The sequence below is a fragment of the Pseudomonas sp. SAS7 genome (assembly GCF_052112345.1).
Lineage (GTDB): Bacteria > Pseudomonadota > Gammaproteobacteria > Pseudomonadales > Pseudomonadaceae > Aquipseudomonas > Aquipseudomonas putida_Q.
The window spans coordinates 378,703-400,505 of sequence record NZ_JBEGGO010000003.1 but is presented as its reverse complement, the minus strand read 5'-3'; the positions used below and the strand labels follow the sequence as shown (position 1 = coordinate 400,505).

Genomic DNA, 21,803 nt, shown 5'->3' with positions numbered 1-21,803 from the left:
GGGCGCAATTATCCGGCGCATTTCTTTCAGGCTAATGGATCCACTATGGCAGTCAAACCGACCATTGCAGACCATTCCAATGCACATCGTTATTGATGACATGTGCCAAGAACTCGAGGTGATTTAGGGCCAGCCCCGGGGAGACAATACTCATTTCTTTATCTGGCGTGAGGATCCCGAAGTAGAAGGCGGATGTTGTATTGATCATATGACCAAATGGCGGCATCTTGCGCTCAAATTCCTCTTTCCATCGCTTGTTCATGATCGACTTCATCAGCGATCTAGCTGCTTCCGGACGAACCAGCCAATAGCATTCCACCCCATACCGAGCGTAGCGCTCTTGCCGACGGACATAATCGCGCAGGTGTTGGTACGATCGCTGAAGCTCAATCGCTATCTTTCGCTCCCCAACCTCAAAATAGATGTCTGCCCTCCATCGATCTTTAGCTGTACCGCCAGGCACCTCACTTCTTGGGTTCACCCCAAAAAACCTCAGGGCGCCAAAAACTAAATCCTTGCCTTCAATGTGCCAGACCGTTTCGGGGGCGGTGGCGCACTCGTCAGAATAGTGTGCGAAGAACTGGAGACCATTGATGCTGGTTTTGAGCACCGCTCTGGCGCTGCAGCAGGCCATCTTGAAAGCAAAAGGGTCAGCAAGGCTCCGGGCTTTCAGGCCTTCCCATTCCTCATGGCTGAATTCGCCAGCCCAGACGGGCTCCTCGTTACGATTTAATGCATCTGGAAGCACTGTTGATATCCTGTTCCGTGGAGCATTGGCGTAGCTGGGCATTCCAAGGTAGCGTGTGTCGTTCAATGAGGCGCTTGGCCACCATTAGAGGCCGTAGTCAGACAGTTTTGGGGAGTCGTCCTGGATCAGCGCGCCGATCAATTCCGGGCAACCTACAGGGCCTATTTGTGCTCTTATAACAGGAGATGAAGGTACATGGATATGATGAAGTTTCACGACCTTTATCTGCGTCTGTACACCGAAGACCTTCAGGCTAAAGGCGAGGAATTGTTAGACCAGTTCCTTGCCCTCTGGGGCGAAGCAGAGGAGAGCGGGATTGACCTCGACACCCTCAATGAAGAGGCCGACAACTGCTTCCATCGCATCGCCGAGACGAGGCTCTTTCCTCTGGCAGCTTGTAGATGGATCGGGGAGCTGGGGCGCGTGGAGATCAGTAGGCAATTGCTGCATCATGTCAGTGTCCGCTACCTGCAGCACCCAGAATTGCTGAGGTTTCAGTTGCCTAAGGGGCTGGAGCTATCCGCCTTAAGTGCAGCCAGCCGCATGTGCGTAATGAATGTGCCGGTGCCTGTGTCGCTCGGCTGGATTCTCAGTCTGAATGAAGATCTACCCACTAGCTCGCGGCTCACAAGCACAACCGCAAAGATTGTCGGTCTCCTGACTACGGAGTATCCAGGCACATGCATGCGCCTTCTTAAGTCGGAAAACTCACCGTTCGCTCATTCACAGATCGCGCAGGACGCGTTGAAGCGACTTGTCGCTGCCGGTACCGCACTGGAAGACCTTCCTTATCTAACCGAGCTTGAGATGCCCCCTGCGATGGAGCGCAGCTTCCGATATTTACGCCGCAACGAAAGCCGCACGGTGACAGACCATGCGCATGAGCATTCGTTGATCGGTACGGTCACTGCTCAGCACTTCAAATACGCATCCAGCATCGCCATGGAGTGCGTGGCGAATGGCGAGGCTACTGACATGACAGTCCCCATGTTCACTCATGAGATGAGTCTTGAGTTGCCGCAAACCTGGATCGCCGACCCACTGCGCTACGCGCTGATGATGAACTCACTCTGGAACGGATCTGACGAATGAGCATCCAGCTAGTCCTCTCTCATTACCTATCAGGCCTACGCGAACGAGAAGAACTGGACGCGCTTCTGCCCGATCTACTGCTGGCCATGGGGCACGCGGTGGAAAGCCGCCCACAGGTGGGCGTCAATCAAGGCGGCGTAGACGTTCTGTCTACACTTACCGACGCTGACGGAACAGTGGAAGCATTCCTGTACGTGATCAAATTTGGCAACGTAAGCCGGAATGACTTTTACAGTGGGCAGCAGGCTATCCAGCCCAGCGTTCGCCAGGCTGCCTCGGAATACATTCAGAATCGATTGCCGGCGAACCTGCGCAGGTGCAAGAAAACGATCGTCGTGGTTTCAAACGGTGAGCTTAAGCAAGACGCACAGTCAGATTATGCCGCGCTCACCAAAGAGGTTTCGGAGATCAACCCGCTGTGCTCGCTGGATTTTTGGGGCATGGATCGACTAAGTCCGCTCATAGAGCAGCATTTGTTTGATGATGCCTTACTCCTAGAGAAGGGCAAATCGGATCTCAGAGCTGCCTTGGCGGGCCTGGAAGATACGCAAGCGTCCTTCAGTCGCTTCATCAGGTTTGTGGAGGACTGTGTAGCAGCACCTGAAGGAGCCGCTGACGGTTCCGTGAACACCAGAAAAAAACGCTTTCTCAAACGTGCTGCCGCAGCGGCAATGGGTTGGGCTGTGCTTTTGGTGTGGGGCCAGTCCGAAAATAATCAGAAGCCTGGTGTGCTCGCCGGCGAATACCTGCTGTTAAGACTGTGGAGCGAAGCGATAACGCTCGGCGTCCAGCAGGATAAACAGTTTCTCAAGCGCTTTGAGACCCTGGCGAGGCTTCACTTAAGCGCGCTAAACCGGTATTACGAACGGATATTCTCCTCACTCCTTAACCTTCGGAAGGTTCTTCGGTACCGCCCTGATCATGTGCTGTATATGGACTTGGCGTGCGAGGAGCTTGGACGTTTGAGTACAGCCTTACTCCTGGCCCAGGCAATCGATGCCGACGAATCGGAGCGTGCATTACTCCATGTACAGCTGATCAGCTTCATGAGCGTACATCCATCGTGCCAATTGCCTGTCTACGACGGTCAAGCTATCGACATGTCCCTCGCGATGGCCGCCTTGTTCGCAGAAGGCGATACAGCCAACACAAGGACGATCTTGGGCGAGTGCGTCGACCGATTCAGCACGGCGCTCCGAAATAATCACTACATGCCCGTGGACACAGACGATATGGAAGACGCAATGGGGCTCCACACTGGCAAGGAAGGGCGTCACGGTCGCTTCTTTAAAACCACGACCTGGATACCGCTTTTGGGCACCGTCGCAGCAATGCTGGGCGACCGGGAAACCCTTCACAAGCTATCGAACCGCATCGTGCCCCAGCTCAAAGGGGTGACCATGGAGCGCTGGTACCCCCGTACCGGGTTGCAAACACTCACGGGCTCGAGAACGGTACTGAATACGGTTGGCGTATCCAGGGCCATTTCGGATTATCGCGAAACGCCGGAGGAGGAGGTGATCGCATCGTTGCACCTGCCAACACACAGCGCGGCGGCGAATGAGTTTGAGTGGAACAACACGCCATGGGATGTGCTGGTCGCTATTTCCGCCAGGATGCATCGTCATCCGCTGCCAACGTGGTATCTCCAGCAGTGCGCTACCAACCAGGCTATTCCCTGAGTCGACCAAAAAACTAGGAAAGTTGACGGGGGTAATCTAGGCGCGAGGGCCTGACTTGAGAAATTACTCAGGCTCGAGGTGAGCTCTCAGCGCTTCCGCCAAGGTGAGGAGGGCATTCTCCAAACGACGGTCTTCCCGAGCGTCGTCCGATTGAGGGATGAATTGCTCGCAATGGCGGAGCAGGGCCTCGGTGTCGTTTGTGTTCGAATCGAAAGTGATCATGGTTAGTTCTCGACGTCCCGGAAGATATAAAGTGAGTTGTGGGTATCGGTTGAGTCGTTTTCGGCGCAATGTTTCGAGTGCGCGCTGACATAACCCGCATTATGCATCCAGGGTGACTCAGGAGGCGGTCGCGGCATTGAACAGCAGCGCGATCTGCGAGATCAACTCTAAATGGATTGCTGGGGCTCGATGGGGCTCAGGTTTTGATGCACGAAGGACTTGGGAATGAACAAGAACATGTTCACGATTTTGGAGCCGGATAATCCGCTGATGACCCAGGCATTGGATGCGATGAAGCGCTACTACGAGGCTCAGGCTGCGAAGGCTTCGGAGGTCGAGCTTGAACGTCTGCGCCTAGAGGCTGAAAGTCTCTTTCAGGCGGTCTCTGAATTCCAGCCGCGAGTGATGGAGCGGTGCGACGACACTCTTCATTGATGGCTCAGCAGGTAATTGGATGCTTACGGATCAGCTGTATGAGCGCGATATGAAAATTGGCGAGAAGAGAATTGGAAGGAATCGCTTGGTCAAACGAGAATATTGTACTTTTCACAATAGTCTACTCAAGATGGATGCTTCTATTACTTATCACTTAATCAAGAGTCCTACGATTGCTGCTGATTGGGCGCGCCTTCATATGGAAGTTGAGCGAGCCAAAGGATAGTCGGAGTAGGAGGCTTCATCCTTGTACTGGTTGCTCAACAGGGGGCTTTTATGGGAATGGCCAGAAGGGCAAGGCCATTCCCATATCATTTCATTTGCCTGCTCGATTGTTTTTTGGCGTTGTTTTTTTGATCAATCCGGTGATTTGGTCGATTTGGTGGTTAAGCTTTTCTTTAGCTTCAATGATTGCGCACTTTTTCTTCTTTTTGTATTCTTCAAATAAAGCATTGCCAAGTCGCTGAAATTTTATGATCTCTATTGGTTTTACTGCGGTGCTGAATGGCCCGCCTGGAAAAGATCTTTTAAAATGCCAGTGATTAAAAGTGACAAATCCAAAGTACTCCCCAATGGTCTCTTCAGTAAACAACGATTCGGTAGAATTTGAGCGGATTCGGGTGAGCTGTTCGACGTACAAGTCTGGTGTTGTTGTAAGTTTGCTATACGCCCACTCATGTAAATCATCAGTGACAAAGTTACGTTCACCGAGGGCGTATTCGTACCGGACTCCGGCGTTTAAAGGGCTGCACTCTTCCTCCCACCATTTAGTGAAAAGCCTAGGGTAGAGGTCGATCTCTAAAAGCGTGTTAATATAGTTGTGCTCGCTCAGATCCATGTGGAAACTAAAATCGAATTTTATATTGCGAAGGCTAGCATAACTATGACAGACATGATCCAACAACGCAGCGGAAAAACCAGATGCCAATTCATAGACGTCCGTCATTTCCGGCTCGTTGTTTTTCCCCACTTTGCTAGGTAAATTAAAATACCACTTGCGAGTGATGCCTAAGCACTCTGAGAGGGCGGAGTGCTCCAAATCCATATACATCAGGCTGGAGAGTGCTAACATCTCGTGAAATATTTCAGAAGTGTCTTTTAGAGCGATCTCTGTGATGTACTTTGCGGGCTTGTCGTGATCGCCGATACCTATTTTAAGTTTGTATTCTGTTGATGATTTTATTCGAAATAAGCCAGTGACTAATGATTCCTCAGGAATAATAAGTTTCTGGTGGGAGCTGGCGTTTCTTAGCCATAAGAGTTTGTTAAATCGTTCTTGGTTTTCAGATATGAAGCTCGTTACTGATTCTTTTAGCCACTGAGCTGGTGGGTTCTTTTTTGAGAATTCAACAAAAAAACCAAGGCTTCTGAGTAGATTGTTTAGGTGTAAGATAAAGTGCTTTGGTGAGTGGAAGGATATATCAAGGGCTTTGGAGTTTTCAAATACGATTTCAATATTTTGGACGATAGAGCTGTGCTCTTGATCCATTTGTTCGAAGAATAAAGAGGAGCGCTGTAGCTGAAACATGTTATTTGCTCATGTTGAAGTGGGTGGCCTCGTTGTTAGTGAGGTCTAGTAGAAAATTAGATTTCCGGATTCTTTTTGACGTTATAGATAATTCGAGTGCTTGGCATCTTAGCGGCTTGATTCTCGTGCTTCAGAGATAATAAAGCCCTGAGAAGCGCTCGAGTGTTAATGCATTTTCCTCACCCCAAAGAGTATTTGGCATCAGGTGTAGGAGAAAGGACCAGAATTTATTGGCTGAGTTGGATGAATCCAGCAGCCAGGGCTTTCGCAATCAAAAAAATCAACGAGGACGGGCCCCAAATATTGTTGAATAAGTTCGTAGGCTCGATTGCAATACCCTTGATCCTTTTTGAATACCGATACGGCGACCCTATAAATACCAGTCCCTTGTAGTCTCTGCAATAGATGAATATCTTGATCGCCCATGGCCCACCCCAAAATTGTGAGTTTTATTCGGGGGGTCTTCAAGATTTCTCTGTAAACCGTGGAAAGGTAGAAGCTGCTGTGAATGGATCTAATTTTTTGCCGCAGCGTTCCCTCGCTCACGAACAACGGTACGCGGGTTCCGCTTACCCATGAATTCAAGATCTCGTCAAGGAGATTGTTTCCTTTACCCTTGATCTTGAACTCCTGCTCGGTGATATCACGACACAGGGCCAGATTTCCGTGTGGATAGAACACAAGCGTGTTAGATGTTTCACCTATTCGCTCACGATAAATTCGCCAGTTCTCAGCGAATGAACCATCTTTGAAGCAGTCTTTGAAGGCGTGTGAACGCTGCATTTCAAAACCATACATCATGGCCCAGTAAACCAGCAGGTCATAGTTCAGCGAAAAGACAGTATTGAATTCTTTCAGGAAGCTGTGCATTTGTGGCAGGTGCTTGACGACATCCTCATGCAGAGGGTGGATGGCGCGCACAGCCTGGATCAGACAGTCGCGGACATTTAAATAGGCCTTGCGTGTTCGTAGATCTTGTATTGCAAGAGTTTTGTTCACCCTTGCTGCTTGCCAAACTAGGCGGAGAATCAGCTCGAAGTCATCGGTCTCAAAGTGTCGGAAAAGCGTCTGCACGTCGTCGTCGAAAAGGCCATTCTCACGGGCATGGCCCAGTAGCGAGCTGTATCCGAAACTTCCTGAAATTGCCATGCTTGCCCCATTACCCATCAGTAATGCGCCATGGCGGTAGTTGCTAACGATGCTTTGCCATTGATGAATGACGTGAGCCACTGATGAACTCCTTCTCTGAAAGTGCGTGTGGCGAGAAGAATACAACTGTAGCGGGGCATAATGCCATCATTCAGGGCACCTGCTTTCATCGCAACAATGTATGAAGGCCGTTCGTCTATTAGGTGGCATGACGACAATCCACTTCGTTAGAGATCAGGGAGCCTTGGAGGACTTGATGAGGTGTTGACAAAGATCGGGCATGGGTACGCTTGCTGACGTCAGGGCCTTCCATAGGCGAATGCGGTGTGAGGGAGCGTGTGCAGCTTGCTTGGCATGCGGCCCTGTTAGGACATACAGTAGTCCTGATCGAGTCGTGAGTCCTGGGGGATTACAATGAAGGTGTTTGTTAGCTCCGTCGTCAGTGGGTTTGAGCACTATCGAGCCGCAGCCAGGAAGGCCATCACACTCCTGGGCCACACCCCCGTGATGTGCGAAGACTTTGGCGCTCGTCCGTATTCATCGCAGCATGCGTGCATGACTGAGGTCGACCAGGCTGATGTAGTAGTGCTGATGTTAGGTGCCAATTTCGGCTATCAGACTGAGACGGGGGAGTCCGTTACCCAGCAGGAGTTTCGGCGTGCAAAGGCATTAGGTAAACCCATCCTGGCCTTCCTCGAAACCGTGGAAATGGAGGAGCGCCAGAAGGCATTTTCATGGGAAGTATCGGACTACCTCGATGGCCTATTTCGAGTGACATTCTCCGATCAGTACCAACTCTCGGATGGCATCGTGCAGAGCCTGAATCAGATGTCCGTGAACCGTAAGGCCATCTCTGAGCAAGAATTTGTGCAGCGTCTGCAGCAAAGGAATGGCAATGGTCGGTGGGGCGGATATGATCATGAAGCCCGCTTGGAGGTGGCCTTCCTTCCGCAGCCGGAAACCCTGGGCACACTGCGCATAGCACATACTCAGCATGAGCCTTTTTTTCTCAAGCTGTGCCAGGCTGGGTTGGGTTCGATCAAGGACGGCTACAAGGATTTTGACTCTGCTGACCAGACCGGGATTGATACCGCAGAGGTGAAATGGCGGCATCATGAGAGCGGGCTGAGTTGGTTGACGGTATCTCTAGCAAACACTTCCAGTTCGCGAAACATCATGGACTCCTTCTACCTTTCGCCCTCCAGAGTCAGGCAGGGAGCGGAGGCCGCTTTCAGTTTGTTGAGCGAAGGGAAGAGTGGATGGTTCCAGATAGGTCTCTATGGTGTCGGCCACAAGCTTTTTGCTGAGCCTCCAACGACTCCGGTCAACAGCATCTCGGCTCCATTCCGCTCAACCGAGAACCTGGAAGAGCGAAGCCTCTTGATTCCTGCCACGCCGGCGGCTTTTCGGCACTGGCTGGATGAGGTTGTGTTCCGTTTTGAGCGCAAAATGTCCATGTGAGGGAGCACTGGGCTACGGGTCAGCTTGATAGGCTGGCTCGTCCCCTTGCAGACTAGCAGGACTTGAATGTTCTCTGGGATGCTTGGTTTGAGTGTTTTTGGGGGTGAGAGTAAGCTGCGATCAGCGACCTGATGAAGCCCTGCCATGTGGGACTGCCTGGGCGAGCAGTTTTAGGTGACTCGCGCAAGTGAGTCCGCAGGTGAGCTGCAGTGGCTTGGTACCGCGAGCGCCGCCCAGGTCGTGTTTGCCTTGAGCGTGATGCAGCTCGTGAATGGGGCGCGCGGCGTCGCGTATCCTGCCGCCGGGAAAGCTCGCGAAGCTCTGTACAATAGGCTAACTCCAGGGGGCGTTGCCTGTCGGCTGCATCTCAAGAGCAGGCATCAGGACTGCCACGGCTCGCTGTGCCTATTTGAGGCCCAGCAGTGTATGAAGCCGAGCCATTGTTTCAGGGATCACGGCTGTCGCACGCAAAGCCGAGTAGGTGATTTGTCGGTTCAACCCTGCCATCGGGCCCCACGTGCTGACCAACCTGCAAATCAAATGTGCGGGCACAGGTAAATTCTGATCTCGCTTAGATGGAAAGAGATATGAGCCAGGCTGTAAGCATCCGGCGCGTGTGTACGCCGACACATCTGGAGACATTAGATTACGGTAGCGGGCGCGTGAAGTTTTCAAGCTCACAGGAATCTTGACTCCTCCTTCAATCACCAGGCTGCGCTCTACTTCGCTCAGTCGTACCCCGCACATCACTAAACTAAAAAGGGCGAGGTGGCGTAAGTCGCCTGACTTTTCCAAGGCTTTCTTGATGGCCAGTATCTCGTCTGGTGTCACTAGTTTTATCTTGTCGGGCCACGCGACATTGCCCTCATTTCCTTTTTCCCGCTCGAGAAAGCCTAAACGCCGTCTTTTAGGCTCGGTAAATGTAGGGCTGGGCGCAGAAAGAGCCTCGGGAGAGGGTTTAGCATCGGAGAGATGCCTTAGTGCCGTTAGGACATTGAGTGGCAACGAGCTCAAGGCCGATTCCACGTTGATCGGTTCATAACCATCGGCCTCATCATGCGAGATCGCTTTACGAACAGCTTCTGCCAGATTGAGAAGAACTTCAGACTGGCTGAGCTCTAGGAATTTGCATGGAGCTACATGGATCGACTGCCGGACATCGTGGTAATTCCGGTACCCCAGACCCTTCGCGAGAACCTCATAGGATTGCGAAAGCGAGATCGGCGGATTGCCTGGCCAGTTGCGCTTAAGGTTTTTGGCAAGCCGCTTGAAGCCGCTTTGGGATTCCAGATCGGCGGGATAAAGCGGGACGCGCATCGCAATTCTCCAATAATCGTCAGGGTGCTGGCTGTCCGCTGACTATTGTCGAATGCGTACAAGGGGGGAGGGTAAAGCGCCTGTGACACCGTCTTCGCGAGCCAGCCGCACGATCCAGGCAAATCGTTAACCGAGTTTATCATTTGCGGTAGGGGCCTGTCTAACAAACTAGGAGAAGCTCGCAGCCCTAGTTGACAAAGTGCCGAGAAGCTACGGGCGTCATGCTTCATTTAGCGGATTACGTTGACTTGTGGCACAGTGCTATTGCATGGGTTTGGCCTGCGATTAAGTCCTGTGCTGGGTAGGAGTTTGTGCCAGCAATACAATTCGAGTTAGAGCTCAGAAAGGAGGTTGTCTTGCTTGATGCTTCGCAGTTGCGAATAGAGGCCGCACACAAGAAAGTCGCGGAGGTTTTTTCCAAAGAGTACGCGTTCACTATCCCGGCATATCAGCGCCCTTATGCTTGGGAAGCGACCCAGGCTGAGGAGTTGCTGGCAGACTTAAAGGATGCCATGGCGCGGGATTCCGCGGCGGGTGGCTTTTACTTTTTGGGTAGCATCGTTCTGGTCAAAAGCCATGGAAATCCGGCATCGCGCGTGGTCGATGGTCAGCAGCGCCTAACCACGCTGACACTCCTGTTTAGCGTTATTCGCGACTTGACGACAGGCGCTGAGAGGCAAGCGCAGCGCGAACGATACATCAAGCAGGTAGCCAATGATGATGAAGGCATTCCGGAGGCGCTGCGTCTGCAGCTGCGGCCTAAGGATCAAGGCTTCTTTGAAAAACAAATTCAGAAGCGTGGCGCGACTGATCAACTGCCGTCGCTGGATAGCCTGACAGATTCCAAGGCACGAATCGTTGAGAACGCTAAGCTCATTCGCGACAGGTTAATCGCGATGGGTGAGGAAGCACGCGATGAGCTGCTGCGCTTCCTGCTGCAAAACTGCTATCTCGTGGTTGTTGAGGTACCCTCTGATACAGCTGCCCGACGTATTTTCACGGTTTTGAATGCACGAGGTCTCGATCTCTCAGCCACTGACATACTCAAAGCCGATCTGCTGGAGAGAGCAGGTGTGGAAAAAGAGTCGTACCTATCCCAGCGCTGGGAAGAGGTAGAAACAGCACTGGGTCGCGACAGGTTCAGTGCGTTGTTCACTCAAATCCGCATGATCCATGAGCGTGACAAGCCTCGCTCTGCGCTTGAAAGCGGCTTTGCCATGCATGTTCCCGTGTTTCGTGACAACCCGAGCGAATTCATCGATTCGGTGCTGGAGCCCTATGCTGACGCTCTCATGTTGGCGATGGATGAACAGGAGCTGCGCAAGCGCTTCGGTGCCAAGTGTGCCGACCTGGTGCGATCCTTGGAGCGATTGGATAATAGGGACTGGTTACCACCCTTGCTGCTCTGCCTGCGCCAGTGCAATGGCGGAGTTGAAATCAACGTACCAGAGCTTGTATTTAAACTCGAAAGGCTTGCCTACTTCCTCTTCGTTACTCGCGCTGATGTAAACTCACGCATGTCGCGCTATGTCGACGTGATAGACGATCTCGACCCGCCTACCGATCCGAAAGCTCGCTACACCCATCGAGGGCGCTCCACTGGGCTAGAAATTGAGCAGGCTGAGGCTTCGATGCTGTTCGATGCACTGGATGGCAACGTGTACTTGGTCTCGAAGGTAGTTAAACCGCTTTTGCTTCGCCTGGAACAAGCTTCCACCGATGGCACGGCGAATTACGACTATCCAGTGATTTCTGTTGAGCACGTATGCCCTCAAACGATGGCACCTGGATCACAGTGGGCGCAGTGGTTTTCCGATGTCGATGACCATGCGGCATGGGTGCATACCCTAGCGAATCTCGTACTGCTCAACTCGCGTAAAAACTCTGCCGCGCAGAACTACGACTTCGACAAGAAGAAGACCAAGTATTTCACATCTGGCGATACCTGCGCCTTCACGCTCACCAACGAAGTGCGCAGTTACCCCCGGTGGACACTTGAGGAGCTAGAGGCTCGAAGAGTCGAATTGCTTCAGCGATTCGCCAAGGCCTGGCGCTTGGAGTCGAACCTTGAGAAGTGGTGGAGAGAGTAATGACGAGGGCGTGACCCGCGCCTTGTAGTAAGCTGTCGGTCATGCACGCGTCAGTTCAGGGTGTCCCTATCGACGAGTAGAAGCTTTCACGGGTGATTGATTGCACGCGACTGCGGCCTGACAGAGTCCAGATGACGGCAGTAGGAACGTTATGATCGATCTCCCGAAGGACATCCTCGCAGCTTCGACCTTGGTCTGCGTGATTCTCTGTGTATCGAGCTGATCGATGAGATGGTCGTGCTAACACCTCTCCGTGACAGGGACGAAGAACATTGAGAATACTGGGTGCCTGTGAGCAGGGGCCGTCAGTCGGCTTCCCACAGGTTGCATAGGTCTGACGGCTGTTTCGCATCGTACGAGGTCTCGCCTCGGGCCATTGGAAGCAATAGGAAAACATGTATCAACCCATATCCGAATCTCAATTTGAGACGCTTTTTGACCGTTACATAGATGTCCTTGTGGGCTACCTGGATGACCTGTCTGAGGGCGCAGGAAGCGCTGACGCCTATCCCTGGTTTTCCTGTTTTGTACCTGATGCCATCTATGAACTGGTGAGCGTAGCGGGGATAAGGGACAAGCTCTCGATACAATTAGTCGAGAAGCTGTGGCACCTCGCCGCACGGAACTACTCGCGTTTGGAAATCTCTCAGTTCTTCTACGAGACCATAGGCACTCGGGGCCTAAGTGAATTGCACGCCCCGATCATGGTGAAGATTGCCAGGAAAAGCCCTGAGCTGGATGCTGGATCCAGTCTGTTCGACCTTTTCTCTGTCCTGGGAAGCCTTCTTTATTCAGCGTCACTCAGGGCAGAAGAGGTGGGATGCAGGAGGCAGGCGGTTGCGCCGTTGTTATGGGGTGATTTTAACCAAGCGCTGCTCCGAAAGCTGGTGTTCGATGGCCATCTTGGCGAGCCAGAGCAAGATCTTCTGCTGTCACGTGATCTTGGGCTTTGATCATCTGGAAGGGCTGGAGGGTTCTTACTGCCTGATCAACCTCTGCGGTCGTATCCTGACAGTCTCGATTCAATGGGGGGTGGATCATGCCAAGTCCTCTTCGAAATACGTTTTACGCATCTCCTCAAGGGACTCTTCCCGCTCATCGCTTTGCGCTTTCAAATCCTCCTGGCGCTGACGCTTCAGCTCTTGGAGGCGCATGGCATACTCCGAGGTCGGGAGACCCTTTTGCAGTTCATCGAGAAGCTCTTCTTCAGCACGGTCGTAGATCCTATTGACGCGGATCATATGCACGGAGGCGACCGTCTCTTCATAGCCATCCAAGCGCGCAAACGCTAGATGAATGTAGCCTTCGACTGATGATGGCTCTTTGTGGCCCGTCCACATCATAACTTCAGCAATAAATTTCCCGCTGCTTAGTAGGGCATTGCGAAATTCGTCCTGATTCTTAAACTTGTGACGCTTGATGAGCAGCACAAAGAGATTTGTGATGAAGGCGTGGCGGAACATGTGCCCGCAGGTCTGGTGGTCAATGCCGGCCTCTAAACGAAGTACTCTAATTTCACTCGTGAGAGATGCATGGCTGAGCGGTTTGCCCGTAGTCTCTTGCACGAAAAGCATTCCATGATCCGGGCCACCCTTGTAGCGACGCATCGTTTTGGCGCGCGCCATTTTTATGTACTTACTGGCTTCCGTGAGCACGGCTCGAGAGATGGGAATTTGTCTGTCCTCAGGATCTCCGAGCTTGAGCGTATCAAGGCGAAGCAATGGCTTCTGCATGGCCAGTGCATTTTTGATATCTTCCACACGGATGTCTCCGATTTCGCCACGTCTGGCGCCCGTATGCTCATACAGTGACAACATGAGATTCCTCCGTAACTGCAGATGCCTGGATGAGCCAACGCTGTTAACTGCCGCTCGTAGCAATTTCACGTCGTGTGCCGTGATTGGATCCCTTGTGTGGTGCCTAAGTCCCGCCATGGTCAAGGAATGGTGATGCAGGTAAAACCGCTTGATGCTTTTCCCAGATCTGTTCGCTACCAGAAATTCCTTTTCTTGAACCCGTATGCTCCCTTCTGCAGAAACGAATTCTGGTTCGCCATAGAGTCGACCAACAAACTGTAAGAAATCGATGCAGGCACGCCCGATGCCCAGCAAGGATGTCTCGGTACGTGCGCGAACTGCAGGGTTGGTCGCAGAGCTTTCCGTGCGTAGCTCTTGAATCATGGCCGTGAACAACTGATCGTTGAGTTCGATGAAGTCCAACTTATGAGCAAAGCAAAACCGAATAAGGGGGCTTATTTTCGCGGCATAGGAGCCAATTGTTCCGCCATGGGTCACGTTGCGTGACAACCCGCGGCTGCGTCCTCGCCCTGGTCTGTCACGAAGGGAAAGCATGTAAATGTTCGCAACTGAACAAGGAGCCCCGTTCGGCCAAGTCATGAAAGGTAACCCGGCAGCATCCTTCGTCTCTACCCGGCCCAATAATCCAACCCCGAACAGCTTCAGGCCGGGTAGGGGGGAGTAGAGTTGTCGCGTATTTGCGTTTTTCATATCGGATACTGCCTGACTAATGGTTGCCGTGCTTTCGAATGTACTGCTTTCAGAGTGTTGCCTTGTTCAAGAGCGCCTGAGACAATACATAACGTCAGGAATGTTCATTTCCTGTAGTCCTCCATATCTGCCACCTTGCCATGGGTTTCAGTCGCGCCTTCCTCAGTCATCGGGAGCGGGTTGGGTGAGGGGCCGTCAAACGGAGGAGGGTTGATACTGAGAAGTGCCAAGAGTGTTTCTACCGCGTCCTTCGCTCGCTTCTCCAAGACGGCGGGCTTGACGCTCTGCCGAATTGTGCGGAGTTCTGAGATTGCTATGGACAAGCCCTGCAAAAGCACCATGTTGATCTTCTGGTGATGTTCCAGTTGCGCTTCGAGTTCTTCGGTACGCTTAGCAAGCCCTATCTTTGTGCGCTTATTGGACGAGGTCTTGCGCGCGTTGAAGGTTTGAATTGCATCTGAAGCGCCTTTGCGCAGCGCATCAAGCCCTTCAAAACCACGTTCAAAGACGTTTTCCGAATGAGCCTTCAGTGTGTTGACGCTCATTCGCTCCTTAGTCTTAGTTTCGCCATCATCTTCAAAGCTTAATTCCAAGCTTGCAACGCCCCCTTGACTGTTGAGGGCTTTGAGTAGCTCTGTATTCTCAGCAAAACGCGCTGGTTGGCGAACAACGAGATGCAGCAAGTCCCGCAAGGCTTGTAACGACTTCGCATTCTTTTCATAAGCGATCTTGACTTTGCTCATGCCGCATCCTCAAAAATTTTCACAACGATACGCATTTGTTCGCCGTTTTCGTCTTCGAAAAATTCAGGCTCAATTGCCACTTTGCCTTCCTTCATCAATTCTGTGATTTCATCTTCCAGTTCGTCAATATCCACCAGTGCGAAATTTTCAGTGCCATAACGGTCTTTCAATAATTTGGCCAAGTGTTCATAACTCTTCGAGCCTTTATGGTGGAGGTATTCCGCCACGAACTGGGCTTTCGGCCCCATTAGCGTCGCACCGCTTTGGCTTTCAGTGATATAATACCAGACATGACGCCGGTTGGTGTGCGCCAGCATCCACTGCAGGGTTTCCAGCCCGCCAAAGGTGCTGGAATGGAAAAAAAGCATTGCAAAAAAACGCCTGAGTTGGTGTTGGCGGATATAGTAACGATGGCCGTCCTTGTTGGTAGTGATCTCAAAGTAGTCGCAGAAAAAATCCATGTTCCTGTTGAACAAGCCTTTAGTGCATTTCGAGAATTTCCGAGTTCCAGCTAGGCAAGGGCTGGCAAACAAACTTGTTTCTTCTGAGATATAACCAATCCGCTTGAGGATTTTCTGCATCCTGATCAAATTTTTAATCATTTGTACGGCGATGGGCTCAATGGGCCGCGCTTGAGGGTGACGGATGCCAAAGGTGTGGGTGGTGCTCTTCCTGTTGAGGAACAGCAACCATTGCTCAGTTGAATCTAGGCAGGTAAGTGCTTGCAAATCGATCATTTCACCTGAGCGCCGCGCCATTAACGCACCCACGACAATTTGTACGCCACCGATGTAGACTCGGACAAGCTCCATCAGCGAAGCGTTGCTCCTCATGTCCGTAAAGTATTCCAGCTTCACTCGTTCAGTGTTTTTCAATGCCATAGTCACTTGCTTCACTCCTGCAGCAATCGTTTCTTTACGAAGGATTGTCTGCAGTTCATCGTGATCAAACTGCCCGGGTGGCTTGTTTTTGTGCATGCTATGGAGCGCTAGTAGGCAAAAGCTGCTAATTAGGTGCTCGCCATGCTTCAGATGGAATTCTATGGAGTCTTTAACCGCGCCAAGTACCGCGGGGCTAGGAAGGCTGCGATACCTGCCGCTTTTGGCTGTCTCAGGCTCATACAGCAAAATGCCCTTTAGATTCGGAATGTCTGGAGCCGGCACTCCTGTCTCATGAAGAGCCCCAAGTCGGTACAGTGCTGTCTGATAATTGAAAAAACGATCAATCAGGACGTGTTCTTGGGAGTTGGTGGTCAGTCGTACTGCAGGGAACTCCCTCCACTGCTTCGTATCGTCCACAGGCACGGACAGGGATTTGATCGAGCGCCGATAGCCATTTTTCGCGAACAAACTATGGCTGTATACGATTGACGTGAGCTTACGTGTCCTGATGTGCCATCCGCTCGCCTGTCGCTCGAAAAGTTCGTGAGCGTAAAGAGCTGCACGTGCATAGGGAATCTCCTCTAGGGTAATGCCGAGGCCATTCTCGTCCTCCTGCTCTGGTGTGATTTCCTTCAGTTCTGGGAATTTTGTTAGAATCTCCTCAAGCAACATGCGGGGCGTCACATTGATCAAGTGTTTGCAATGGTCACCCACCAACGCTTCCCAGTCCAAAAAACCTTCAAGATCAAAGGAGATCGCGATTTTCCTCAGAATTTCGGTCAGATTTTTGGTGCTAAGCCCCTCCAGCCCGCAATCTGCAAGCTGAAAATGGGCTGCATTCATAATCAGGTGATCAACAATGTGGCTGGCAAGGAGGAAGGACTGGTATTGTGTTCCAATCGCATTCGTTTCGGATAATTGGTCTGACGCATTCCGTGTTGAGACGACAAGGTACTGCTTCAATCCTTCCAGGAGATCCTTGTGCTTAGGGTGAAGTAGACTCTCGCCGTCATCCAGTATTACATTCCAGTCCAGGAAGTGGTTGTTCGCTGTCCCGAAGTTGTACTCCCAAACGGGCGCCTCAAAACTACTCAGCAGCCACTGAGCGCTACGGTAAATCGTCGCGCTATCACTGAGGTAACTTTCAAGGAACTCAAGTTCCGGCGGGAGGCTGTAGGGTTGCATTGTTTGCATCGCTCATGAGTGTATGGTTGGAGGCCGCGATCGGGGTGCTTTGGTCGCGCTAGGCAAGTTTTTGCGCAGGCTCATGTGACATGATGCTCTTGCGCGGCTGTGTTTCGTTAGTGGTGTTTAGATGCTCCTGGCGCTTCGGGTGCACCTGCTGCACCTGTTGCGATAAGGGTTCATCTGGGCCTGAGTTCGGGCCTTAGTGCATCCCGATAGCATGAGCATAGTCAGGGCGCTGAAAGTTAGGCGGCGTCATAGATGAGCTTTTCCATGCGCGATGGGTCGCAATGCTGGCGAGCGGTCGCTAAGTGCTCGTGGAGCAATCCGTCGTTATCGCGCTCAATCTCTGCGACCATGAGGTTGGTAAGATCAGCCCAGTACCTCGCCTTGCCACTTACTGCCGTCGGCGCGGTGGCTTGATTGACTGCGGACTCAAGAGACAGGAGCGTCGTGAGTACCCCGACGCCCACAGCCAAATAAACTTGGCTGGGAGTATTGGGGTTTACGGGTTTGACGCTGTCTCTGCCTTCGGGGTCTACCAGGTGAGATGGGATCTCTTTGATTGCATGGTTCTGCAAGAACATATGCAACTCGGCCATACCCCCAAAGGATGTCGCTTCCAGAAGAAAAGGGCTGTCCTTCATCGCTAGGCAAATCACTCCTCGCTGGAAGATGCGAATCCATCGTGACTGAAAGAAAGCGAGGAGCGACTGAGGAAGATAATGGGCCAGTAGTTGTGGGTCGTACTCCGCGTGACCGAGTGCCTTCGCCATTTCACGGACATCACGGGTTTTTAGGTAGACAGATACCCCGCAAGACGCGCGCAGGCGTGACAGCGACACTCGCTCAATAAAGCTCAAGAGAGCGGTGTCTCGCAGAGGCGTACACGCTTCGAACTGCCGCATAAGGCGTGCAGTCAGGGAGGGTTTCTTGCGCAGTTCCATCGGCGTCCAAGCCTTTTTAGATGATGGCGAAGGATTGGTGAACGATGCGCCGCACGTTAAGAACAGCTTCCTCCAGCGGTCGTCATTCTGCTCCCGGAGCCACCGGCGCAGTGGCTCTGTAATTTCGATCACTTGTCTGATCCAATTAGTAGAACGCTCTGTGAGATCTATTTTCATTTCGCTTAGGGCTGCCCCTCTGCGGTCTTTGTAACCGATCAATTGACAGCCGGTGTCGGTGGCTAAGAAGCCGCTGAGATCCCCCTTCGTGTTGTATAGATCTAGGCCATGTAGAAAGTGGGGTGTGATCCTCGGATGTTCAGTTACTAATAAACACTGATGCGGAAAAAATGCGCAAACGGTCGGGATTCCCATTTCGAACGCAAGTTCGACCTTGTTTTTGATCGAGCCATACTGTCGCGCGAAATTGTGTTTATCTGGAATAAGACCGTACTGTTCAAACGTTGCGCAATGATTCTCGAGCGTTGGAGTTATGTAAGATCTGTCGTTGGGGTTTGACTTTTCATCGGGTGCGTCTGAGGATATTTGGCTATGGGGTTTGCCTACTTTAGCGAGTTCTTTGCGCCGGCATGCTCTGCGGTAAAGATCATTCGCTTCGGCTTCAGCCCAAGAGGTGACCGTTGCAATATCCGCGTCTACCTCCTTGAAGAGGAGCTCAATAGCTTGGTCATCCGTTACATGGAGTGGGATTTCAGTGAGAAGTTGGTCTTGGACTTCAATGCCATCGTTATTGGATTTGATTTTTCCGGCTGGCGCGCCAAGTACGTTTCTAGATGGCAAGCGAGGGAGTGGGGTGAAGGGGCGCGCCCAATAGCCAGGGGCAATAAACGCTTGTTCAACATTGCTGAGAAAAGCGTTCCAGTGATCAATCAAGTTTTTTCGTTTGGCCGCAGTGCCCTCGATGAAGTACACCCTCATCCAGGCAGTAAATATTTTTTTGATTTTGAGTGGGTCTTTGAATGACTCTGGTGTCCACTCGTCTTTTGAATCGACAAGGAATCTGAGAAAGCGTTTTAGTTCTGTGCTCGTGGCGTTAGCCCCTTTTGCGATGAAATTCTCCCAGGCTAAGTAAAGCTCTTCTGTAAATTCAGGGCCGAAAGCGTGCCACACATTACCTAGGGAGAGGAAAGCCGTCGCTCCTTTTGCTGATGTTATCTTCCAACCTGACCAGTAGCGCAAGGCAGCTCGATCCAAGTCCGCATAATCATTTTTGGAGATTTCACTCCAAATCAAAGTGCATTGCGAGATGTCGGCAATAATTTCTTCGGGGCTAGGCATCGCTGGGATGCGCTCACGAAGATGGGTTAGCACTTTTGTGATTTTATCCAGCCAAGCCATTCTTGTCTCAAGAGTGCCCGCGACGAAGTTATTGGAATGTAAGGCTCCGGCAAATCCCTGTAAAACCTTCGTGAATAATTTTCTTCTAGATATGGATGTGTAGCTAAGCTGTACGCCAGTCACATCGCAATAGCATTCAAACAGTTTTATAGGTGTTTCAAATGCCGGGATCCTTAGATCCTCCGCCTGCGAATACGCTGCCTTCACAAAGCTGGCTGGTAGCGTGCGGTGTGCATATGCAGTCAGGTAGGCAGGAGACGAAATAATCATATCAATGTTTTCTAAGCCTGGTCGGGTGTTCACGTATGAGTCACGGAGCTAGATAAACCCCTGTCCGAGAATGCCTGGGAGGCGCCTGGATCGGTCATCGCGCGTACAAGGTTCCCATCCGAGACTGAAATTCGCAGAAGACAGAGGGGAAGTTGCGCGTCGTCACGTTCCGGGCGCAATTGCAATCACGGAACTTCAGGCGTACGTGTTCGATAGCTCGTTTGCCCTACTGAGAGTTCGTCATCGCTTGGTCTTCATGTGTAGCTACTGGGCGTATTCGTGGAGAGGAGGTGTGGAAGCATGCGGGCGCTGAGGAGCGGTATGGGGCTTTGGGAAGGTCGTTGGCACCTATTGTCCCCCGTTTGTGCTGCGAGAGGGCTTAAAAAGCTAGTATTGATGATTGTCAGCATTATTATTTGAGGTTCTGATAGGATTTTATCAATCTACTATAGGCCATACGGTCGATGGTGACAAGATTGTGCATTATGCAATTCACAGCAAGTAGTCGTAGTCGATGGGGGCCGGCAGGCCGGGCAGCAGCGCGAAGCCCGGTGTGCCGGGGACGCAGTGGCTGACCCAGGTCAGGTCGGCGTTGGCCAGTTGCAGGGGTTGCAGCATGTGCGCAGGGTCGGCGACCACCCAGGCGGCGTTGGCCGGGTGCGCGTCCTTGCTGCCCAGGCGCAGGTCGGCGCGCAAGGCCATGGCGTTCAGGTCAGCCGCAATTTCGTCGCCTTCGGGCACGGGCAGCTCCAGCGGGGCGTTGGCAGTGAAGCCGTTTTGCGCGTCGACATCGAAACTGGCGATCTTCATGGCAGTTCTCCTTGCTGGAATGACTATATAATTCACCTGGTGTATTAAGTATGTCAAGTGGCAAACGATATGGGGTTGGCGGTTGCCTTACTTAGATGCTCTGGTGGATTATTGTGCTACTGAACAAGGAGCTGCACGGTGAGTACAGTCGAAGTCCTGGCCAGTGTCGACATTGTCGCCCTGCGCCTGGCCCCTGATGCCCAGCATCTGCAAGTGTTGTTGCACCGTCGTGAGCGCGAGCCGCATGCCGGGCAATGGGCCTTGCCCGGGGTCATCGTGAATGGGCGTACCCCCGACACCAGTCTGGAAGATGCCGCCAGCCGGGCCCTGCACGAGAAGGCCCGGGTGCAACCCTGCTACATGGAGCAGGTGGGTACCGAGGGCAATGCATTCCGCGATCCACGAGGGTGGTCGTTGAGCACCTATTACCTAGCGTTGCTCGACCCCGCGCAGGCCGTCGAAGGCGAGCAACTGGCGTTTTTCGATCTGGACAGTGTGCTGGGGCGCAAGGTGCTGTTGCCCTTTGACCACAACTTGCTGGTGGAGCGGGCCCGCGAACGCCTGGCGGCAAAGACGGTGTACAGCAGCCTGCCGCTTTACCTATTGGCGCAGAAGTTTACTGTGCAGGATGCGCTCGGGGCGGTGCAGGCCTGCCTGGGACAGGGGGTGAACGGTACCTCTGTGCGCAAACGCCTGGAGCGTTTACGCGAGCTGGGTTGGGTAAGGGATACCGGCGAGAAGCACCAGCCAAAGCTGGGCAGGCCGCAGCAGTTGTATCAGTACACGCCGCAAGGGGAGCGGGCATTCATGTTTGACCGCAGTTTGTTACCTGAAGGCGGATAAGTGAGGCGCTAGCTGACCTGGCAGAAGTGCCAATGTCTAAACACTTGCCTTAGGCGATAGCTGCCACTCAACAGCGTTCAGTAACTGGTCAACCGTCCAGGGTTTGGACAGGAACGTTGAACACTCAGGCAGGCGAACGCCGGGATCAAGTTGGCCGGCCGACATCACGATCACGGCGGTAGCAGGCCAACGATCAATGATCAGGTGGGCAAGATCCACTCCATCGAGTTGGCCAGGCATCTGGATATCGGTCAAGACGAGGTCCAGGTGGGGCATTGTTTCCAGCACCGTTATCGCCTCATCAACACAACTGCAGCTGTGCACGTCGAGTTCGAGCGATTCCAGCGCCTCACAGGCGAGCATTCGGATCAACTCGTCGTCCTCTACTACCAATACACTGCGAGCCATAATAAAAACCCCGATCATGTAGCCATACGGCCAGCGGCCATGACCAGTGGTTTCACGCGGCTGACGGGTGGCGCTTGGGTTGCTGGCAAGCACAGCGATCTATACTTGCCCATTACCGTCGGGCTTAGA

General features: G+C 52.4%; 16 protein-coding genes and 1 pseudogene. 7 read left to right on the top strand and 10 right to left on the bottom strand.

The features are described 5' to 3' along the window. Positions 1-52 precede the first annotated feature (52 nt). Complete coding sequence (locus tag ABI582_RS07600) at positions 53-748, bottom strand: competence protein CoiA family protein (RefSeq protein WP_442118853.1); 696 nt, start codon at positions 746-748, stop codon at positions 53-55. Between the two features lie 195 nt (positions 749-943). Between ABI582_RS07600 and ABI582_RS07595 the strand changes: the two genes are divergently transcribed. The 3 genes from ABI582_RS07595 to ABI582_RS07585 all read left to right on the top strand — a co-directional run bounded on the left by ABI582_RS07595 (position 944) and on the right by ABI582_RS07585 (position 4,179). Further along, complete coding sequence (locus tag ABI582_RS07595) at positions 944-1,840, top strand: hypothetical protein (RefSeq protein WP_442118852.1); 897 nt, start codon at positions 944-946, stop codon at positions 1,838-1,840. Next, positions 1,837-3,522 (top strand): hypothetical protein, encoded by a 1,686-nt coding sequence (locus ABI582_RS07590; RefSeq protein ID WP_442118851.1) that lies wholly within the window; start codon positions 1,837-1,839, stop codon positions 3,520-3,522. The genes ABI582_RS07595 and ABI582_RS07590 overlap by 4 nt, the downstream gene beginning before the upstream one ends. A 447-nt stretch (positions 3,523-3,969) precedes the next feature. After that, a complete protein-coding gene (locus tag ABI582_RS07585) occupies positions 3,970-4,179 on the top strand; it encodes a hypothetical protein (protein WP_442118850.1) in 210 nt (69 codons plus the stop codon). A 316-nt stretch (positions 4,180-4,495) separates the two neighbouring features. Here ABI582_RS07585 and ABI582_RS07580 read toward each other — a convergent pair whose 3' ends face one another. Together ABI582_RS07580 and ABI582_RS07575 are read right to left on the bottom strand one after the other, a co-directional pair. Beyond that, the gene (locus ABI582_RS07580; RefSeq protein WP_442118849.1) at positions 4,496-5,707 is read right to left on the bottom strand and encodes a hypothetical protein; all 1,212 of its coding nucleotides are present in this window, start codon (positions 5,705-5,707) and stop codon (positions 4,496-4,498) included. Positions 5,708-5,908: 201 nt separating this feature from the next. After that, a complete protein-coding gene (locus ABI582_RS07575) occupies positions 5,909-6,937 on the bottom strand; it encodes a DUF4917 family protein (protein ID WP_442118848.1) in 1,029 nt (342 codons plus the stop codon). A 333-nt stretch (positions 6,938-7,270) separates the two neighbouring features. Here ABI582_RS07575 and ABI582_RS07570 point away from each other — a divergent pair, with 333 nt between their 5' ends. Next, positions 7,271-8,317, top strand: coding sequence for a DUF4062 domain-containing protein (locus ABI582_RS07570; protein WP_442118847.1), 1,047 nt, complete (start codon positions 7,271-7,273; stop codon positions 8,315-8,317). A 405-nt stretch (positions 8,318-8,722) separates the two neighbouring features. Here the strand turns inward: ABI582_RS07570 and ABI582_RS07565 are convergent, their stop codons facing one another. Continuing rightward, the gene (locus ABI582_RS07565) at positions 8,723-9,634 is read right to left on the bottom strand and encodes a hypothetical protein (protein WP_442118846.1); all 912 of its coding nucleotides are present in this window, start codon (positions 9,632-9,634) and stop codon (positions 8,723-8,725) included. Positions 9,635-9,990: 356 nt separating this feature from the next. On the opposite strand from ABI582_RS07565, the gene ABI582_RS07560 reads away from it, so the two are divergent. Together ABI582_RS07560 and ABI582_RS07555 are read left to right on the top strand one after the other, a co-directional pair. Beyond that, positions 9,991-11,724, top strand: a complete 1,734-nt coding sequence (locus tag ABI582_RS07560; protein ID WP_442118845.1) for a DUF262 domain-containing protein — start codon at positions 9,991-9,993, stop codon at positions 11,722-11,724. Between the two features lie 395 nt (positions 11,725-12,119). Continuing rightward, a complete protein-coding gene (locus ABI582_RS07555; protein ID WP_442118844.1) occupies positions 12,120-12,677 on the top strand; it encodes a hypothetical protein in 558 nt (185 codons plus the stop codon). An 84-nt stretch (positions 12,678-12,761) separates the two neighbouring features. Here the strand turns inward: ABI582_RS07555 and ABI582_RS07550 are convergent, their stop codons facing one another. The 5 genes and pseudogenes from ABI582_RS07550 to ABI582_RS07530 form a co-directional block, all read right to left on the bottom strand. Beyond that, on the bottom strand, positions 12,762-14,231 hold the full coding sequence (locus ABI582_RS07550) for a tyrosine-type recombinase/integrase (RefSeq protein WP_442118843.1): 1,470 nt from the start codon (positions 14,229-14,231) through the stop codon (positions 12,762-12,764). 104 nt (positions 14,232-14,335) lie between these two features. Continuing rightward, entirely contained in the window at positions 14,336-14,974 is a 639-nt protein-coding gene (locus ABI582_RS07545) for a hypothetical protein (RefSeq protein WP_442118842.1), read from the bottom strand. Then, positions 14,971-17,040: an integrase gene (locus ABI582_RS07540; RefSeq protein ID WP_442118841.1), complete on the bottom strand. Its 2,070-nt coding sequence runs from the start codon at positions 17,038-17,040 to the stop codon at positions 14,971-14,973. Before ABI582_RS07540 ends, ABI582_RS07545 begins: the two co-directional genes overlap by 4 nt. A 245-nt stretch (positions 17,041-17,285) precedes the next feature. Beyond that, a complete protein-coding gene (locus ABI582_RS07535; RefSeq protein ID WP_442118840.1) occupies positions 17,286-19,646 on the bottom strand; it encodes a hypothetical protein in 2,361 nt (786 codons plus the stop codon). A 462-nt stretch (positions 19,647-20,108) separates the two neighbouring features. Next, positions 20,109-20,423 (bottom strand): annotated as a pseudogene (locus tag ABI582_RS07530) (nicotinamidase); the annotation flags it as partial. A 138-nt stretch (positions 20,424-20,561) separates the two neighbouring features. Between ABI582_RS07530 and ABI582_RS07525 the strand changes: the two are divergent. Continuing rightward, positions 20,562-21,266, top strand: a complete 705-nt coding sequence (locus ABI582_RS07525) for an NUDIX domain-containing protein (protein WP_442118839.1) — start codon at positions 20,562-20,564, stop codon at positions 21,264-21,266. Positions 21,267-21,302: 36 nt separating this feature from the next. On the opposite strand, the gene ABI582_RS07520 is transcribed toward ABI582_RS07525, so the two are convergent. Then, positions 21,303-21,767: a response regulator gene (locus tag ABI582_RS07520; protein ID WP_442118838.1), complete on the bottom strand. Its 465-nt coding sequence runs from the start codon at positions 21,765-21,767 to the stop codon at positions 21,303-21,305. Positions 21,768-21,803 lie beyond the last annotated feature (36 nt).

Coding starts and splice junctions, on each gene's coding strand:
- ABI582_RS07590 (WP_442118851.1), top strand. CDS start 1,837: ATGAGCATCCAGCTAGTCCTCTCTCATTACCTATCAGGCCTACGCGAA.
- ABI582_RS07550 (WP_442118843.1), bottom strand. CDS start 14,231: ATGAAAAACGCAAATACGCGACAACTCTACTCCCCCCTACCCGGCCTG.
- ABI582_RS07555 (WP_442118844.1), top strand. CDS start 12,120: ATGTATCAACCCATATCCGAATCTCAATTTGAGACGCTTTTTGACCGT.
- ABI582_RS07595 (WP_442118852.1), top strand. CDS start 944: ATGGATATGATGAAGTTTCACGACCTTTATCTGCGTCTGTACACCGAA.
- ABI582_RS07570 (WP_442118847.1), top strand. CDS start 7,271: ATGAAGGTGTTTGTTAGCTCCGTCGTCAGTGGGTTTGAGCACTATCGA.
- ABI582_RS07545 (WP_442118842.1), bottom strand. CDS start 14,974: ATGAGCAAAGTCAAGATCGCTTATGAAAAGAATGCGAAGTCGTTACAA.
- ABI582_RS07580 (WP_442118849.1), bottom strand. CDS start 5,707: ATGTTTCAGCTACAGCGCTCCTCTTTATTCTTCGAACAAATGGATCAA.
- ABI582_RS07585 (WP_442118850.1), top strand. CDS start 3,970: ATGAACAAGAACATGTTCACGATTTTGGAGCCGGATAATCCGCTGATG.
- ABI582_RS07540 (WP_442118841.1), bottom strand. CDS start 17,040: ATGCAACCCTACAGCCTCCCGCCGGAACTTGAGTTCCTTGAAAGTTAC.
- ABI582_RS07565 (WP_442118846.1), bottom strand. CDS start 9,634: ATGCGCGTCCCGCTTTATCCCGCCGATCTGGAATCCCAAAGCGGCTTC.